At 53.8% G+C, this 16571-nt stretch carries 11 protein-coding genes; 6 read left to right on the plus strand and 5 right to left on the minus strand.

Annotation, left to right across the window (positions count from 1 at the left end):
- Positions 1-230: 230 nt before the first annotated feature.
- Positions 231-1745, plus strand: coding sequence for an MFS transporter (locus KOSB73_RS22640; protein ID WP_480035427.1), 1515 nt, complete (start codon positions 231-233; stop codon positions 1743-1745).
- Positions 1720-2817: a beta-galactosidase BglB gene (gene bglB / locus KOSB73_RS22645; protein WP_098141020.1), complete on the plus strand. Its 1098-nt coding sequence runs from the start codon at positions 1720-1722 to the stop codon at positions 2815-2817. The genes KOSB73_RS22640 and bglB overlap by 26 nt, the downstream gene beginning before the upstream one ends.
- Before the next feature lie 3 nt (positions 2818-2820).
- Here bglB and KOSB73_RS22650 read toward each other — a convergent pair whose 3' ends face one another.
- A complete protein-coding gene (locus tag KOSB73_RS22650) occupies positions 2821-4494 on the minus strand; it encodes a hypothetical protein (RefSeq protein ID WP_024359338.1) in 1674 nt (557 codons plus the stop codon).
- 177 nt (positions 4495-4671) lie between these two features.
- Between KOSB73_RS22650 and ppk1 the strand changes: the two genes are divergently transcribed.
- Together ppk1 and ppx are read left to right on the plus strand one after the other, a co-directional pair.
- The gene (ppk1, locus tag KOSB73_RS22655; protein WP_004123499.1) at positions 4672-6732 is read left to right on the plus strand and encodes a polyphosphate kinase 1; all 2061 of its coding nucleotides are present in this window, start codon (positions 4672-4674) and stop codon (positions 6730-6732) included.
- Positions 6733-6735: 3 nt separating this feature from the next.
- Complete coding sequence (gene ppx / locus KOSB73_RS22660) at positions 6736-8277, plus strand: exopolyphosphatase (protein WP_004136480.1); 1542 nt, start codon at positions 6736-6738, stop codon at positions 8275-8277.
- Positions 8278-8314: 37 nt separating this feature from the next.
- Here ppx and KOSB73_RS22665 read toward each other — a convergent pair whose 3' ends face one another.
- Positions 8315-10537, minus strand: coding sequence for an EAL domain-containing protein (locus KOSB73_RS22665; RefSeq protein ID WP_098141022.1), 2223 nt, complete (start codon positions 10535-10537; stop codon positions 8315-8317).
- Between the two features lie 370 nt (positions 10538-10907).
- On the opposite strand from KOSB73_RS22665, the gene KOSB73_RS22670 reads away from it, so the two are divergent.
- Positions 10908-11099: a YfgG family protein gene (locus tag KOSB73_RS22670; protein ID WP_024359340.1), complete on the plus strand. Its 192-nt coding sequence runs from the start codon at positions 10908-10910 to the stop codon at positions 11097-11099.
- A gap of 16 nt (positions 11100-11115) precedes the next feature.
- Here KOSB73_RS22670 and KOSB73_RS22675 read toward each other — a convergent pair whose 3' ends face one another.
- A complete protein-coding gene (locus KOSB73_RS22675) occupies positions 11116-12003 on the minus strand; it encodes a LysR family transcriptional regulator (protein WP_024359341.1) in 888 nt (295 codons plus the stop codon).
- 97 nt (positions 12004-12100) lie between these two features.
- On the opposite strand from KOSB73_RS22675, the gene KOSB73_RS22680 reads away from it, so the two are divergent.
- Complete coding sequence (locus tag KOSB73_RS22680) at positions 12101-13297, plus strand: MFS transporter (RefSeq protein ID WP_049086880.1); 1197 nt, start codon at positions 12101-12103, stop codon at positions 13295-13297.
- Between the two features lie 155 nt (positions 13298-13452).
- Here the strand turns inward: KOSB73_RS22680 and guaA are convergent, their stop codons facing one another.
- Both guaA and guaB read right to left on the minus strand, forming a co-directional pair.
- A complete protein-coding gene (guaA, locus tag KOSB73_RS22685) occupies positions 13453-15030 on the minus strand; it encodes a glutamine-hydrolyzing GMP synthase (RefSeq protein ID WP_024359343.1) in 1578 nt (525 codons plus the stop codon).
- 68 nt (positions 15031-15098) lie between these two features.
- Positions 15099-16565, minus strand: a complete 1467-nt coding sequence (gene guaB / locus KOSB73_RS22690; protein WP_004123540.1) for an IMP dehydrogenase — start codon at positions 16563-16565, stop codon at positions 15099-15101.
- Positions 16566-16571: the final 6 nt, after the last annotated feature.

The following is a 16571-nucleotide window of genomic DNA, read 5'->3' on the forward strand; positions in this document are numbered from 1 at the left end:
ATTAAGCACACATTTCTTCTCCCATCTTCCGCAGAAATAGCGATAGACATCACATTTCATTTTTTCGCCCGTGCGAATACTGCTGGCCATATCACGCTATTTATTTCATTTAATCCGCTTTCAACGCCTCGCTCTCAGTTCTTAACAAAAGCGACTTGATGACGATTCCGCAAAATTTTCACCTCTTTTACTGTGCTACTTCCTCTTTACTGACAGAAGAGACAGGAAAAATGACGAGGACAGTAACGGCACCACGGGAAGTAAAAACACGCAATATTCTCTGCTGGGGGATGGGCGATATCTTCGGCAGCGGCGCAATGACGATCACCGGGCTTTGGCTGCTTTATTTTTATATTGAAGTGGCGGGTCTTTCTCCCGCCGCCGCCGCATCCATCTTTGCGATCGCAAAAATTTGGGATGGCATCACCGACCCGATCATGGGTTATATCACCGACAATATTCGCACGCGCTGGGGGCGACGCCGACTATTCTTTATTATCGGCGCGCCGCTCTCTTTTTGCTTTGCCCTGATGTGGGTAAGCGGTTTTGGCTATGCCTGGTATCTTGGCACTTATTTGTTATTCAGCACCGTTTTTACTCTCTTGATGGTGCCCTACGATACGCTGCCCGCGGAGATGACATCGCGTTACGATCTGCGTTCAAAAATGTCTGGCGCGCGGATGCTATTTGCCCAGGCGACAGCGTTTTTATCTGCACTTATCCCAGGACAAATTTTGGCGCACGTCGCCGATAAATCGCAGGCATTTTTATATATCGGCCTGGTCTTTTCCGTACTCTTCGCCCTACCGTGGATCTTCGTTTGGCGGGGAACCTGGGAGCGGGAGAATCTGCCGCCGCCTTCGGCTCAGCGCGGGATGGGAAAAACACTTATCTCGCTGTATCGAGAGATGGCTTCAACTTTCCGTTTACGTACTTTTCGCATTCACATCATGATGTACGTGGGCGGAGCCGTCGCCCTGGATATTTTCGGCTCGCTGTTTATGCACTATCTCACCTACGTACTTCAGGTCGGCGCATCCTTAGCTTCCCAGGCAATGAGCCTGATGACGCTATTTCAATTTTTTGCCATCCCTTTCTTTACCTGGCTTTGTATTCGCATCGGCAACGGCAACGCCTACAAATTGGCGATTGGATTGATTATGTGCGCCTTATTGTGGTTCAGCCAGCTTTCCGCCTCCATAAGTCATTTGTCATGGCTCTTATTGGGTGGAGCCATCGTGATGGGTATCGCACGCGGCGGAACCTATCTTATCCCATGGAACGTCTACAACTTTTTACCTGATGTGGATGAAGCTTATACCGGCGTCAGACGTGAAGGCATTTACGCGGGCGTCATGATGCTAACGCGCAAATTTTCCCAGGCGCTAGCCCTGTTTATTGTCGGACTGGCGCTGGAGGCGTTTGGCTTTACCAAAGGCGCTGAATCGCAAGATGCCGCCGCGCTAAACGGCATCTGGTGGGTATTCCTTATCGGACCGGGTTTACTCACTCTGCTGGCGATGTACGGCGCGTTTCGCTTTCGTCTAAGCCAGGAGTGTCATCAGACGCTGACCTGCGAGCTAGAGCGTCTGCGGTCTGGCGGTAAACCAGAAGATGCATCAACGCAGGTACGACAAACCGTAGAGCTGCTTACCGGACATCCGCATATGAATACCCACTGGCAGCACATTGCTGAAACGACAACACAAGGGAATCACTATGTCGCAGAAAATAAGCCATCCTGAACTCATCCTTCTTATCGAAAAACTGATCGATAGCTTCACCGCTATTCAGGATGACAGCGGTCAATTCCTGCAGCGCCTGCCTGACGGGCGCGTGATTGACACAAAAGGCTGGGCGGGATGGGAATGGACACATGGCATCGGCTTGTTTGGTCTCTACCGCTACCATGAACTTACCGGATCGTCTCGCGCCAGGCAGATTATTGACGACTGGTTCAGCGCCCGCTTCGCCGAAGGAACGCCGGAGAAAAATATTAACACCGCGATCCCTTTTTTGACGCTTGCCGGTCGCTACCAGCAGGACGCTCGTCACGAATGGCGCGCGTATCTGGAAGTCTGGGGAGATGCACTTTATCGTCAGATTCCACGTACTGATGAAGGCTGCATGCAGCATGTCACCTACGAAAACGCGCATTATCAGCAAATCTGGGATGACACCTTGATGATGGCGGTTCTGCCTCTGGCCAGGCTTGGGCTTTTATTACAAAAACCTTACTGGGTAGAAGAAGCAAAATTTCAATTTCTACAGCACCTTCACTACCTTACGGACAGAAAAAGCGGTTTATGGTTTCACGGCTGGAACTTCAACGGCAGGCACCATTTTGCCGGGGCGCTATGGGCTCGCGGTAATAGCTGGATAACATTGGCGATTCCTGAACTGCTGGAAATGCTCAATCTTGATGAGCATGACGCCTTCTATCGCCAGCTCTGTAACATCCTGCAGGGCCAGGTATCCGCCCTCGCCCGCTGTCAATGTGAAAACGGGCTATGGCCGACGCTATTAGATGATGCCACAAGCTACGCTGAAGCCTCAGCAACGGGGGGATTCGCAGCCGGTATCCTGAAAGCGATACGTCTCGGCTACCTCGACGACCGCTATCTGCCCGTTGCCGAACGAGCAATTGCAGGCATTATTGAGCATATCTCGCCGGAGGGGGAATTAACCCAGGTCTCATTTGGCACGGCAATGGGACACGATCTTGACCATTACCGGCGGATCCCCCTGACCGCGATGCCATATGGCCAGGCGCTGGCGATACTCAGCCTGGTCGAGGCTTTATACCGCACGCGGTAATACCTAATGCCTGAGCGCCGACAGTTCGCTGCTCAGGCTATCAGCCAGGCTACGAACCCGACCCGCATCGAACATAATATGAAACCCAGGCGATGCTTCGCGCATCTGCTGGCAAAGCATCTCCATTTCGGATGCCCCCTGATACAACGCCTGCACGTTGATATGGCAGATTTCTCTCATACTCCAGCTATTCTCCACCTCACGAGCAAAATGCAGCGTAAAAAAAGCCTTCTGCGCATGCGTGAACAGCTGACAGTAGAGCGCCAGCCCTCGCCATTCATTCTGCCAGAGCCGATAGAGCGCCGCGGGAAACGCGGCATTCTCGGCAAACTCCAGCGCCTGCGCGCATAGTTTCAGGGCCTCTGCCGCGACCTCATCCTTCTCTTGCGCAATTCGCGTGAGGTTTTCCATCGATTTTTGCGGATCGTCACGCGTGAAGTGGATGTCCTGGGCCGACCCCGGCAGCCAGTGATCGCGCGCCAGCTGGCTGTACAAACTCCATACGGCCTGACCATAGCTTTCCGGTAGCTGACTATGGCGGTGAAAAACGTGATCGCGGACGTAAATCGCCTGGTAAAGCAGCTCCGTTGCCTGCTCCAGTAGCTGCTGAAAACGGCGGGCGACTGAAACATCGGGGCACCAGCCGTAACGCTCAGCCAGCCAGAGATCCAACAGCTGCTCCTGGGTCTTTCCCGCGCCATGACCTAACAGCTGGCTACAGGCAAACAAATTGCATTCGCTTAACGTTTCCGGTATCCAGTGGTTATCAACGCTCTCCCAACTGGTTTTGCATATCGCACCGGTGATTCTGGGATTCGCGCTTTGGCACCACAGCAGTCGGCCTTTTAACTCATCGATGCGCAAGAAAGGCATAACGCCCCAACCCACCTCTTCGCCGGCTAAATCAATATCAACCCAGACGTCGCGCAGAGTGACCTGAAGCAGCGCGGGATTATTTGGAAATGCTGGCCAGAAACGTTCTGGCGTTAACTTGATCGATACCGAAACGGTTGGCGGAAGCGGCTCGATAGCATCGAGAACGGTGCCAAGATCATCATTACTTGCAGGGAAAACCCGTAAAACCAGATGTTTATTTTGCGCGCTAACCACCTGGCTCAGCGCCTGAAAACAACGGCGATAGAGCACAAAGCTTTGCGACGGTTGCCGGGCATTTTCAGGCTCATCCCTGGCGTTTATATCCCATTTAGGACGCGTAATCGGCAATAAACCATCGGTGCTGGAAAGCGCAATAATTAACCCCGTTAACGCTGGAATTCCCTGACAAACGCCGCGAATTTTGTCTGTCAGCCAGCGGCTCCAGAAATCGACATCAAAAAGGATCCCTTGCTGGTTATCCAGCAGATACTTATGCGACAACAGCAATTCCGTTGGGAACCCCAGCTCTTTCGCCTGTAAATAAAATCGCAGCCCCTGCTCGCGGCAATACATGGCGAGACGATTAAGGTAGACACAGCGCGCTCGCTGCTGACTGGAAACGCTATCGTTATAGTGAAAAGGCGTATATCCCTTCGGGGACACCAGCTTACCGAAGAGATCTGCCTGCCCCACCACGATAGTATTAAAGCCGTGCTGAGAGGCATACCTGACCAGATTGCATACCGATGACCAGTTCCATATATCCTGATTATTCAGTTCTAACGCCCGCGTCTCCCACATGGTTTTGCTCCTGAATCTCACCTTGCCTTGACCATAACGTATGTCGTGAAAATCGTCTGTTTTTCTTCGCTATATACTGCAAGAAAACAGTCATACTTCTTTGACATAATTGGACATTCAGTGGCAAAGCTCGCCATAATGAAAAAGCAACATACATCAACCGGAGTGTGAGCTGTAATGGGCCAGGAAAAGCTATACATCGAAAAAGAACTCAGCTGGTTGTCCTTTAACGAACGCGTACTTCAGGAAGCGGCGGACAAAAGCAACCCGCTGATTGAGCGCATGCGCTTTTTGGGAATTTACTCCAACAACCTCGATGAATTCTATAAAGTGCGGTTCGCCGAACTTAAGCGCCGCATCATCATTAGCGAAGAACAAGGCAGTACCGCCCACTCTCGTCACCTGCTAGGCAAAATCCAGGCTCGCGTGCTTAAGGCCGATCAGGAATTTGACGGCTTATACAACGAGCTGCTGCTGGAAATGGCGCGTAACCAGATTTTCCTGATCAACGAACGCCAGCTCTCCGTCAACCAGCAGTCCTGGCTGCGTAACTACTTCAAGCTGTATCTTCGTCAGCACATCACGCCAATTCTGATTAATCGCGAAACGGATCTGGTGCAGTTTCTGAAGGATGATTACACCTACCTGGCCGTCGAAATTATTCGCGGGGATACCATCAATTACGCGCTGCTGGAGATTCCGTCTGACAAGGTGCCGCGTTTTGTGAACCTGCCGCCGGAAGCGCCTCGCCGACGCAAGCCAATGATTTTGCTAGATAATATCCTGCGATACTGCCTGGATGATATCTTCAAGGGCTTTTTCGATTACGACGCGCTGAACGCCTACTCGATGAAAATGACCCGTGACGCCGAATACGATCTGGTGCACGAGATGGAATCGAGCCTGATGGAGCTGATGTCCTCCAGCCTGAAACAGCGTCTGACCGCCGAGCCGGTGCGCTTCGTTTATCAGCGCGACATGCCGGACGCAATGGTCGAAATGCTGCGCGATAAGCTCTCCATCTCCAACTACGATTCGATGCTGCCGGGCGGTCGTTACCACAACTTTAAAGACTTTATCGGCTTCCCGAACGTCGGCAAAGCTAATCTGGTCAATAAACCGATGCCGCGTCTGCGCCATCTGTGGTTCGATAAATTCCGTAACGGCTTTGACGCGATTCGCGAACGTGACGTGCTGCTGTACTACCCGTACCATACGTTTGAACACGTCCTTGAGCTGCTGCGCCAGGCCTCTTTCGACCCAAGCGTGCTGGCTATCAAAATCAACATCTACCGCGTCGCGAAAGATTCACGGATTATCGATTCGATGATTCATGCCGCCCACAACGGTAAGAAAGTGACGGTGGTCGTGGAGCTGCAGGCGCGTTTCGATGAAGAAGCCAATATTCATTGGGCTAAGCGCCTGACCGAAGCCGGCGTGCACGTTATCTTCTCCGCGCCGGGCCTCAAGATCCACGCCAAGCTGTTCCTGGTTTCGCGAAAAGAGGGCGATGAAGTCGTTCGCTATGCGCATATCGGTACCGGAAACTTCAACGAAAAAACCGCGCGGCTTTACACCGACTACTCGCTGCTGACCGCCGATGCGCGCATCACCAATGAAGTCCGCCGGGTATTTAACTTTATTGAAAACCCCTACCGCCCGGTCAGCTTCGATTATCTGCTGGTGTCGCCACAAAACTCGCGTCGCCTGCTTTATGAGATGATCGATCGCGAAATAGCCAACGCGCAGAATGGCCAGCCGTCGGGGATCATGCTGAAGCTGAACAACCTCGTCGATAAAGGCCTGGTAGACCGTCTCTATGCCGCGTCTAGCTCCGGCGTGCCGGTTAATTTACTTATTCGCGGCATGTGCTCGCTGATCCCCGGCCTCGAAGGCATCAGCGAAAACATTCGCGTGACCAGCATTGTTGACCGTTTCCTTGAGCATGACCGGGTTTATTGCTTTGAAAACGGCGGCGATAAGCAGGTTTGGCTATCGTCGGCGGACTGGATGACGCGCAATATTGACTATCGTATCGAAGTTGCCGCGCCGCTGCTGGATCCGCGGCTGAAACAGCGGGTGCTGGATATTTTCGATCTCCTCTTCAACGATACGGTGAAAGCGCGCTATCTTGATAAAGAACTGAGCAATCGCTACGTGCCGCGCGGCAATCGCCGTAAAGTCCGTGCACAGATGGCGATATACGACTACCTCAAATCACTTGAACAGCCCGACTAACCTATGCCAATAAACGATAATGCCCCTCGGCCGCAGGAGTTCGCTGCGGTCGACCTCGGTTCGAACAGTTTTCATATGGTGATCGCCCGCGTCGTTGACGGGGCAATGCAGATCATCGGTCGTCTGAAACAGCGCGTACATCTGGCCGACGGTCTGGATGAAAACTCTGTACTGAGCGAAGAGGCTATGACGCGCGGGCTGAACTGCCTGTCGCTGTTCGCCGAGCGCCTGCAGGGTTTTGACCCGTCAAGCGTGTGCATCGTCGGCACGCACACGCTGCGCCAGGCGACAAACGCCGCAGAGTTCCTCAAGCGCGCGGAGCAGGTCATCCCCTACCCCATTGAAATCATCCCCGGCAACGAGGAAGCGCGTCTGATTTTCATGGGCGTGGAGCATACGCAGCCGGAGCGAGGCCGTAAGCTGGTCATCGATATCGGCGGCGGCTCTACCGAGCTGGTGATCGGCGAGGATTTCGAGCCTCGCCTGGTGGAAAGCCGCCGTATGGGCTGCGTGAGCTTCTCTCAGGCCTACTTTGCTGGCGGCGTCATCAACAAAGAGAATTTCCAGCGCGCGCGTCTGTCGGCCGTGCAAAAGCTGGAAACCCTGGCGTGGCAGTTCCGCATCCAGGGGTGGAACGTCGCCCTCGGCGCGTCGGGCACCATTAAAGCCGCCCACGAAGTGCTGGTGGCCATGGGCGAGAAAGACGGGTTCATCACTCCCGAGCGCCTCGAGATGCTGGTCGAAGAGCTGCTGAAGTATAAAAACTTCGACTCGCTGAGCCTGCCCGGGCTCTCGGAAGATCGTAAAGCCGTTTTTGCGCCCGGCCTGGCGATTCTCTGCGGGGTGTTTGACGCGCTGGCGATTAAAGAGCTGCGCTTATCCGACGGCGCGCTGCGCGAAGGCGTACTGTACGAGATGGAAGGACGTTTCCGTCACCAGGATATCCGTAGCCGCACCGCGCAAAGCCTGGCGAACCAGTACAATATCGACCGCGAGCAGGCGCGTCGGGTACTGGAGACCACCACGCATATTTTTGAGCAATGGCAGGAGCAGAACCCTAAGCTTGCGAACCCTCATCTGGCGGCGCTGCTGAAATGGGCGACGATGCTGCATGAAGTCGGCTTAAATATTAACCACAGCGGCATGCACCGTCATTCGGCTTATATCCTGCAAAACAGCGATCTGCCGGGCTTTAATCAGGAACAGCAGATGCTGATGGCCACCTTAGTGCGCTATCACCGTAAAGCGATTAAGCTGGATGATTTACCGCGTTTCACGCTGTTTAAGAAAAAGCAGTTTCTGCCGTTAATACAGCTGCTGCGCCTTGGGGTGCTGCTGAATAACCAGCGACAGGCGACGACCACGCCGCCAACCCTTACGCTGAAAACCGAGGCGAACCACTGGACGCTGACCTTCCCGCATGACTGGTTTAGCCAGAATGCGCTGGTATTACTCGATCTGGAAAAAGAGCAGGAGTACTGGGAAGGCGTGCCTGACTGGTGGCTGAAAATCAGCGAAGAAGAGAAGCCTGACGCGACAAGCTAGCTTCACTCATATGGGCCGGACTTTCCGGCCCATTCGTTTATTCATCCTCAACCAACGCCTCAAGCGGGGCCGGTTTGCCGATATCATAGCCCTGCATGTAATCAATCCCCAGTGAAACCACGGCCTGACGAATCTCTGGCGTTTCGACATATTCAGCCACCACCTGCATATTTTTCATCCTCGCAAGAAGGCAAATAGAGGCAACGGCCTGATAGTCCAGACTACTGGTCACCAGGTTACGAATAAAACTGCCGTCAATTTTCAGCAGATCCGCATTCATCGTTTTCAGCCGCGCGTAGCTGGCATAGCCGGTGCCAAAATCATCAATCGCGACCCGACAGCCCAGGTCCTGAAGCTGCGCGAGGGTTTTCCGCGCTTGTTCGGGATTGGTCAGCGAATGGTTCTCCGTCAGCTCAAAAATAATCTGCCAGGGTTCGATGTCATAATGCTCCAGCAGCGTTTTTACCTGCTGATGGAAATGGCTGTTACTCACAGAAAAAGGTGAGATATTTATCGCCAGACGCATTCCCGGAAGCTTTTTGCGCCGCTTGTCCATAAAGATGAGCGTATGTTCAAGGACCCAGCTATCAATACGCGCCGACAGTCCAAACTCGTGCGCCACCGGTAAAAAGGTATCCGGCATGATGACTTCATCATCGTCGTTCAGCATCCTGAGCAGAACTTCGTGGTAGCTATCCCCCCGGATGCCGACAATGGGTTGCGCCATCAGCATGAAGCGATCCTGCTCCAGCGCCTTCACCAGCTGATTCATTATAGTGACTTTGTCTTTCAGCTCCTGTTGCGTATTGATGGCTCCGCGACGCTGTAAATTTTCAGGACTGCCGGTGGCGAGGGAAAGGTCGGCCGCGCTGCTGAGTTCACCCAGCAGTAAATGCAGATGAATCACCGGAGAGCGAACGTTGCAATAGCTGAACCCCACGGGTGGCTGCAAAGGCATGCCATTCCAGACAAAACGAAACTTTTTGAGATGCTCATAAAGCAGGGGGATTCGCTGCTGATGCTCTTCGCTGTTCAGATGGACTACCAGCTCATGCCCGGCCATCTGATAGATATCCTCCCCACTCTGCAATAGCTCGCTGAGTGACTCGGCCAGCAGCTGCTTGTACTGGATACGCAACAGAACGCCGTAATGGCGGCCTAATATTTCCAGCTCAGGAATGCGTAAGAAGCACAACACTGACCAGGAGGATTTATTTAACGCCCGGCTCAGCGCCCGAATATTGGGCAAGCGTACAACCGGATCCATGAAGGCCATCCTGCGCATGCGCGCATAAAAAATTCTCTGCTGCGTCGCCAGCATCGCCATATAGGCGATAATAAATGAAAACACCAGATAGCTGGAGGAGGTAATAGCCAGCTGATTGTTGTAAATCGGTGAATGTGGGAGATATTGATTATGAAAGTGAATTATAACAATTAAAACAGGAGACCAGACCAATGAAATGAAGCGATAACCAAAGCGCATAGCGCCCCAAAGCATCACTGGCATAAGTAAAGACAAGGTATAATTTGTGCTAAAAATAGTGCTCGTACTATTCAACGGCATTAATAGCAGCACCAATAAAATGATCAGCACTGCCGCCCATAAAATAAATTCTAAGCGTTTTATTTTTGGATCGATCTGCAGGCGAATCTGAGAAACAAACCCTCGAATATAGAGAGGGTTGCGGATAATTCGAATAAGAAAATAGCATAACGGCACGCCGGTCAAGCACCCAGCCATAAGGGCCTGAAAGGTGATAAGCGAACGCAAGCTTAAGGGATTAACACCAATCAACCCAGTAGCGCGGGGATGAATTCCAAGGTACTCAGCGAGTTGGGAAAGAACAAGAAAGATCAGCGATGGCAGCAGCATCTGCCAGACCAATCTCTGAGGCATCAGTCTCACATTGCCATGCGAGATTTGCTGCCTGCGCGGGACAAAAACGCGATACCCGCCCCAGGAAAGAACCGTCGGAATAAGAAAATGAAAAATCACGCCGATGGAATCTTCCAGCGTCATGCCGCGCGTAATGGTAAGCAACAAACCGAGAACGATTCCCGGCAAAGCGGCCCAGCCGAAAAACAGCATCAGGCTCAGTACTAACGCCAGGGGTAAATAGTAAAGATAAACTTCATTACCATCGAGTAATGCATCGGTGTTAGCCCATCTTGCCAGAGGGAGTAAAAGAACAGACAAGATCAGCGGCAACGCCCACCATTTATCCCGATATTGCCTGTACAGTTTAATTATTTTCATAGATGCTCTACGGATAACCCTAAATCCTGCAGGGTATATTCAGGCGGGCATCCAACCAACCTTCATTATCGCGCAAGGAATAACAACGCGGAACTGGCTGGTGATTTTAGTTGTCGGAAAAAATAGACGATTGATATAAATCAAGAAATCTCGAGGCTAATATTAATAATGCCTTTTTTTTAACATCAATCTGCGATAAGCAGAAAGCATGTAAATACGAGGATTATCTTATATAACATTAATTAATGTTTTATCCCTGGGATTTTTACATCCTCATCAATTGACCCTTCCGCTTTACTGTGCCTTAATACGCACATCGCCCATCTTTTGGGTATACTTTAAGGAACCTTTTGTGAGTCAGGCACCCAGTATGCGTAAACGACATCGATTTAACCGTCGCATGACCCGTATCGTACTGCTTATCAGCTTTATCTTCTTCTTTGGACGCTTTGTCTACTCCTCCATCGGTGCCTGGTATCATCATCAGGATAAAAAGCAGTCGCAACAATCCACCATCACCGTTGATCCTTCCGACTCGCTGAAAACGCCTGTGCAAAAGTAAGCGCTGCGTACCGCGTTCAGCAACCGATTTGAGGTAGCAAACGCAGCACTTCAGCAATGCCTTTGCTGATGATTTTATCCTGGCGCATGACGACACCGAGCTGGCGATACAGCAGCGGAGTCAACGATTGCACATTCAGGCCGATGCGATCCTGCGGATGCTCTACCGCCATACGCGGCACAATGCTGTACCCCAGTCCCGCGCGCACCATACGCTTAATTGCCTCAATGCTGCCTAACTGCATGACGGGCACAACCATCAGTCCATCATGACGAAACCAGCCATCAATCAGATCCCGGGTTCCACTTCCCGCTTCAAAGGCAATTAACGGCAAGGATTGGAGTATTTCTGGCGTCAGCGGCAAGGGCGGCTCGTCCTGTCCATCGCTAAAAATACAGACAAACTCTTCATCTAATACCGGCGTTACCGCCAGGCTGCGTCCGTTCGCCGGCAGCGTACAAAGCCCGAGATCGAGCCGATTCTCTTCGATAGCCCGAACCACTTCCAGCGTATTGCCGACCGTGACCTTCACCGTCAGCAGAGGATGATCCTGATGCAGCTTCTGCAACAGCGAAGGTAACAGATGGATACAGGCGGTTGCCCCGCTCCCCAGCGTCACCGAACCGCTAATTTCCCGGTTGAATTCGCTAACCGATTGCACCGCTGCGCTCACCGCCTGCTCAATTCGATCGCTATGCGCCAGCAAGGCGATTCCGGCCGCCGTCGCCTTAATGCCCCGCCCGGTGCGCTCCAGCAGTCTGGTCTGCAGAAATTGTTCCAGCTGACGTACCTGTAGGCTTACCGCTGGCTGCGACAGCCCTAGCAGGTCAGCTGCGGCTGAGAAGCTTCCGCGCTGTACCACCAGGCGGAACGTCGCCAGATTTCCCAGATTGAGCGTCGTCATCACAAAGTTTCTCTTATAAGGGTCATAAATGGACCGGCCTGCCTCCACAATAGCGTGCAGGGTATGCTGCGACAACAGCGTAACAAAATGGACGATCATGGATACACCTACAAAATCACTCTCCGCGCCGGGCTTTGTCACGCTTGCCGCCGGGTGCAACCAACTGATTAATTGGGGCATATCGTTTTATATGCCCGGCACTTTCGCCAGGGCTATCGCCCATGAAACCGGCTGGGCCGCAACGGAAATCTACTTTGGCCTGACTATCGCCATGCTGATGATGGCGATGCTCTCCCCGTTTGTCGCCCGGCTACTGGCCCACTTTGGCGGCCAACGGATAGTGGTCACAGGTACGCTGATGATTTCAGCAGGCTGCCTGATCATGGCTTACGTTCATAGCCTGTCGGCCTGGTTTGCCGCCTGGGCCCTGACCGGAGTCGGCATGCGCCTGGCGCTCTATGACGCGCTGTTCGCCGCGCTGGTGAATAGTTATGGGCAAAGCGCCAGACTCACCATCTCGCGCGTGACGCTGGCCGGAGGGCTGGCTTCGGCTCTGTTCTGGCCGCTCGGGGCAGGGTTGCTGACGCAGATGAACTGGCGGCATGCGCTGCTGATCTATGCCCTGTTCGGCCTGCTTAGCGCTATGCTGCTGTGGAAAATGCCAAATCATAAATTGCCCTCCCCCCGGCGGACAATTAAACGCCAGCGGCTCTCCGGCCGCGATAAGCGCTCCGCCCTGCTCTACGCGTCGCTGATTGCGCTGGTGACCTTCGTTTCCAACGGTACCTCGACGCATCTCCCGGAGTTTATCGCCAGCGTCGGGCTGCCTGTCGCAGTGGGAATGCTGTGGGGGATTGGGCAAACCGGCGCGCGCTTTCTCGAAGTAGCGTCCGGTTCCGCCCTTACGCCGTTAAGGTTAACGCTATTGACCACCCTGGTGATGCCGCTCTGCTTTGCGCTCGGTCTGAGCGGGTCTTATCTCTCCTGGGCGGCCGGCGGATTTGTACTGGGTTACGGCGCGATCAACGGCCTGACGACCGTATTTAAAGCCACCCTGCCGCTGCAGCTTTTCGCCGCGGAGGATTATGCCCGGCGAACCGGCATTCTGTTGATTCCCGCGCAGCTGCTGGCCGCCGCCTCGCCGTTTGTCTACGCGTGGCTGAATCATCATCTTGGGATGAGGGGCAGTTTAGCGGTTTCTGCCGCGCTGGCGCTGGTGGTTTTCGGCCTGGCGATGTCAATTGCATGGGATCACCGTGAGAAGACGCCCGCGGAGATTGAAGAACGGGGCTAACAGTATGAATCCGGTGACTTTGATTTATCGGTAAGACAAACCGTATTCATCGTTTTAGAGGATGCCGTAAGTTACGGTAATTCTTATAAAAAATGCCATTAATGACGTCAATCACTAATGGCATTATTTTATTCAATTAACACAAAGAATAAATTTTATTCCCACTCAATGGTCGCCGGCGGCTTACCGCTGATGTCATACACCACGCGGGAAATACCGTTGACTTCATTGATGATGCGGTTGGACACGCGGCCTAAGAAATCATACGGCAGGTGCGCCCAGTGCGCGGTCATAAAGTCGATGGTTTCGACGGCACGCAGGGAGACCACCCAGTCGTACTTACGGCCATCGCCCATGACGCCGACGGAGCGAACCGGCAGGAACACGGTGAACGCCTGGCTCACTTTGTTGTACAGGTCAGCTTTGTGCAGCTCTTCGATGAAAATTGCGTCCGCGCGACGCAGCAGGTCGCAGTACTCTTTCTTCACTTCGCCCAGCACGCGCACGCCCAGACCCGGGCCCGGGAACGGGTGACGGTACAGCATGTCGTACGGCAGACCCAGCTCGAGGCCAATCTTACGCACTTCATCTTTGAACAGCTCGCGCAGCGGCTCAACGAGGCCCATCTTCATCTCTTTCGGCAGGCCGCCCACGTTGTGGTGAGATTTGATGACGTGCGCCTTACCGGTTGCGGAAGCGGCGGATTCGATGACGTCAGGGTAGATCGTGCCCTGCGCCAGCCATTTAACGTCTTCCAGCTTCAGCGCTTCTTCGTCAAACACTTCCACGAACACGCGACCGATGATTTTACGCTTCGCTTCCGGATCGTTTTCCCCCGCCAGCGCAGACAGGAAACGCGCCTCGCCTTCAACGTGAACGATATTCAGGCCGAAACGGTCGCCGAACATGTCCATAACCTGCTGGGCTTCGTTCAGACGCAGCAGACCGTTATCCACGAAGACGCAGGTCAGATTTTTGCCGATGGCGCGGTGCAGCAGCATGGCGGTCACGGAAGAATCCACGCCGCCGGAGAGGCCGAGGATCACTTTATCGTCGCCAACCTGCTGACGAATGCGCTCAATAGCATCGTCGATAATTTTGGCTGGCGTCCATAGCGCCTCACACTGGCAGATATCGCGTACGAAACGCTCCAGCATGCGCAGCCCCTGACGGGTGTGGGTCACTTCCGGGTGGAACTGCACGCCGTAGAAGCGCTTCTCTTCGTTAGCCATAATGGCGAACGGGCAGGTTTCGGTGCTGGCAACGGTGACGAAGTCAGACGGGATGGCGGTGACTTTGTCGCCGTGGCTCATCCAGACGTCCAGCATCGGCTTACCATCCGCGCTCAGCGCATCTTCAATACCGTGGATCAGGGCGCTATCGGTTTGAACCTCAACCTGGGCATAGCCAAACTCACGCTCATTAGACGCTTCAACGTGTCCGCCCAGCTGCATCGCCATGGTCTGCATGCCGTAGCATACGCCGAAAACCGGCACGCCGGCTTCGAAGACATACTGCGGCGCGCGCGGGCTGTTATCCTCGGTGGTGCTTTCCGGGCCGCCGGAAAGAATAATGCCGTTAGGATTAAACTCACGAATTTGAGCTTCAGTCACGTCCCATGCCCACAGTTCGCAATAGACACCTAATTCACGAACGCGACGCGCAACCAGCTGGGTGTACTGAGAACCGAAGTCCAGGATAAGAATACGATGTTTATGAATGTTATCCGTCATTGACGATAATTCCGAGGCAAGTGATACAGGTTAAATAAATCGCCCGGCGCGTGGCCGGGCGATGAAAATCAGGAGCCCATGCGGTAGTTCGGGGATTCCTTAGTGATGGTCACGTCGTGAACGTGGCTCTCCTGGATACCCGCGCCGCTGATGCGCACGAATTCCGCTTTGGTCCGCAGGGTGTCGATGGTACCACAACCGGTCAGACCCATACAGGAGCGCAGGCCGCCCATCTGCTGGTGAATAATCTCTTTCAGACGCCCTTTATAGGCGACGCGACCTTCGATACCTTCCGGCACCAGTTTGTCGGCGGCGTTATCGGTCTGGAAGTAGCGATCGGAGGAACCTTTAGACATCGCGCCCAGGGAACCCATACCGCGGTAAGACTTGTAAGAACGGCCCTGATAGAGTTCGATTTCGCCCGGAGACTCTTCGGTACCCGCCAGCATCGAACCGACCATGACGGCGGCCGCGCCCGCGGCAATCGCTTTCGCGATATCGCCGGAGAAACGGATACCGCCGTCGGCGATAACCGGGATACCCGTGCCTTCCAGCGCTTCAACCGCGTCGGAAACGGCGGTGATCTGCGGAACGCCCACGCCGGTCACGATACGGGTCGTACAGATGGAGCCAGGGCCGATACCCACTTTCACCGCGCTGCAGCCGGCTTCCGCCAGCGCGCGAGCGCCCGCACCGGTCGCCACGTTGCCGCCGATGATTTGCAGGTCAGGGTATTTAGCGCGAGTATCGCGAATACGCTGCAATACGCCTTCAGAGTGGCCGTGAGAGGAGTCGATCAGCAGAATATCTACGCCCGCGGCAACCAGCGCATCAACGCGCTCTTCGTTGCCCGCGCCCGCGCCAACCGCCGCGCCAACGCGCAGGCGACCCTGCTCATCTTTACAGGCGTTCGGTTTACGTTCTGCTTTCTGGAAATCTTTAACGGTGATCATGCCGAGAAGATGGAAGCTGTCATCCACAACCAGCGCTTTCTCAACGCGTTTCTCATGCATTTTGGCAAAGACCACTTCGCGGCTTTCGCCTTCGCGAACGGTCACCAGACGCTCTTTAGGCGTCATATAAACGCTCACCGGCTGATTCAGGTCGGTGACGAAACGCACATCGCGACCGGTGATAATGCCGACCAGCTCGTTGTCTTCGGTCACCACCGGATAGCCAGCAAAACCGTTGCGTTCGGTCAGTACTTTGACTTCGCGCAGGGTGGTGGTTGGCAGGACGGTCTGCGGGTCGGTCACCACGCCGGATTCATGCTTTTTCACGCGCCTTACTTCTTCAGCCTGGCGTTCAATAGACATGTTTTTATGAATAAAGCCGATGCCGCCTTCCTGTGCCAGGGCAATTGCCAGACGCGCTTCAGTCACGGTATCCATTGCAGCGGAAAGCATAGGAATATTCAGACGAATGGTTTTCGTCAGCTGAGTGCTGAGATCGGCGGTATTTGGCAGAACGGTTGAGTGAGCGGGAACGAGGAGGACGTCGTCAAACGTCAGGGCTTCTTTAGCGATACGTAGCATGGGCAA

The organism is Klebsiella grimontii (assembly GCF_900200035.1).
Taxonomy (GTDB): domain Bacteria; phylum Pseudomonadota; class Gammaproteobacteria; order Enterobacterales; family Enterobacteriaceae; genus Klebsiella; species Klebsiella grimontii.

Excerpts from the sequence above, each read along its gene's own strand:
- KOSB73_RS22665 (WP_098141022.1), bottom strand. The coding sequence starts at position 10,537 with ATGAAAATAATTAAACTGTACAGGCAATATCGGGATAAATGGTGGGCG.
- KOSB73_RS22640 (WP_480035427.1), top strand. The coding sequence starts at position 231 with ATGACGAGGACAGTAACGGCACCACGGGAAGTAAAAACACGCAATATT.
- ppx (WP_004136480.1), top strand. The coding sequence starts at position 6,736 with ATGCCAATAAACGATAATGCCCCTCGGCCGCAGGAGTTCGCTGCGGTC.
- KOSB73_RS22675 (WP_024359341.1), bottom strand. The coding sequence starts at position 12,003 with ATGACGACGCTCAATCTGGGAAATCTGGCGACGTTCCGCCTGGTGGTA.
- KOSB73_RS22650 (WP_024359338.1), bottom strand. The coding sequence starts at position 4,494 with ATGTGGGAGACGCGGGCGTTAGAACTGAATAATCAGGATATATGGAAC.
- guaA (WP_024359343.1), bottom strand. The coding sequence starts at position 15,030 with ATGACGGATAACATTCATAAACATCGTATTCTTATCCTGGACTTCGGT.
- KOSB73_RS22680 (WP_049086880.1), top strand. The coding sequence starts at position 12,101 with ATGGATACACCTACAAAATCACTCTCCGCGCCGGGCTTTGTCACGCTT.
- KOSB73_RS22670 (WP_024359340.1), top strand. The coding sequence starts at position 10,908 with ATGCGTAAACGACATCGATTTAACCGTCGCATGACCCGTATCGTACTG.
- bglB (WP_098141020.1), top strand. The coding sequence starts at position 1,720 with ATGTCGCAGAAAATAAGCCATCCTGAACTCATCCTTCTTATCGAAAAA.
- guaB (WP_004123540.1), bottom strand. The coding sequence starts at position 16,565 with ATGCTACGTATCGCTAAAGAAGCCCTGACGTTTGACGACGTCCTCCTC.
- ppk1 (WP_004123499.1), top strand. The coding sequence starts at position 4,672 with ATGGGCCAGGAAAAGCTATACATCGAAAAAGAACTCAGCTGGTTGTCC.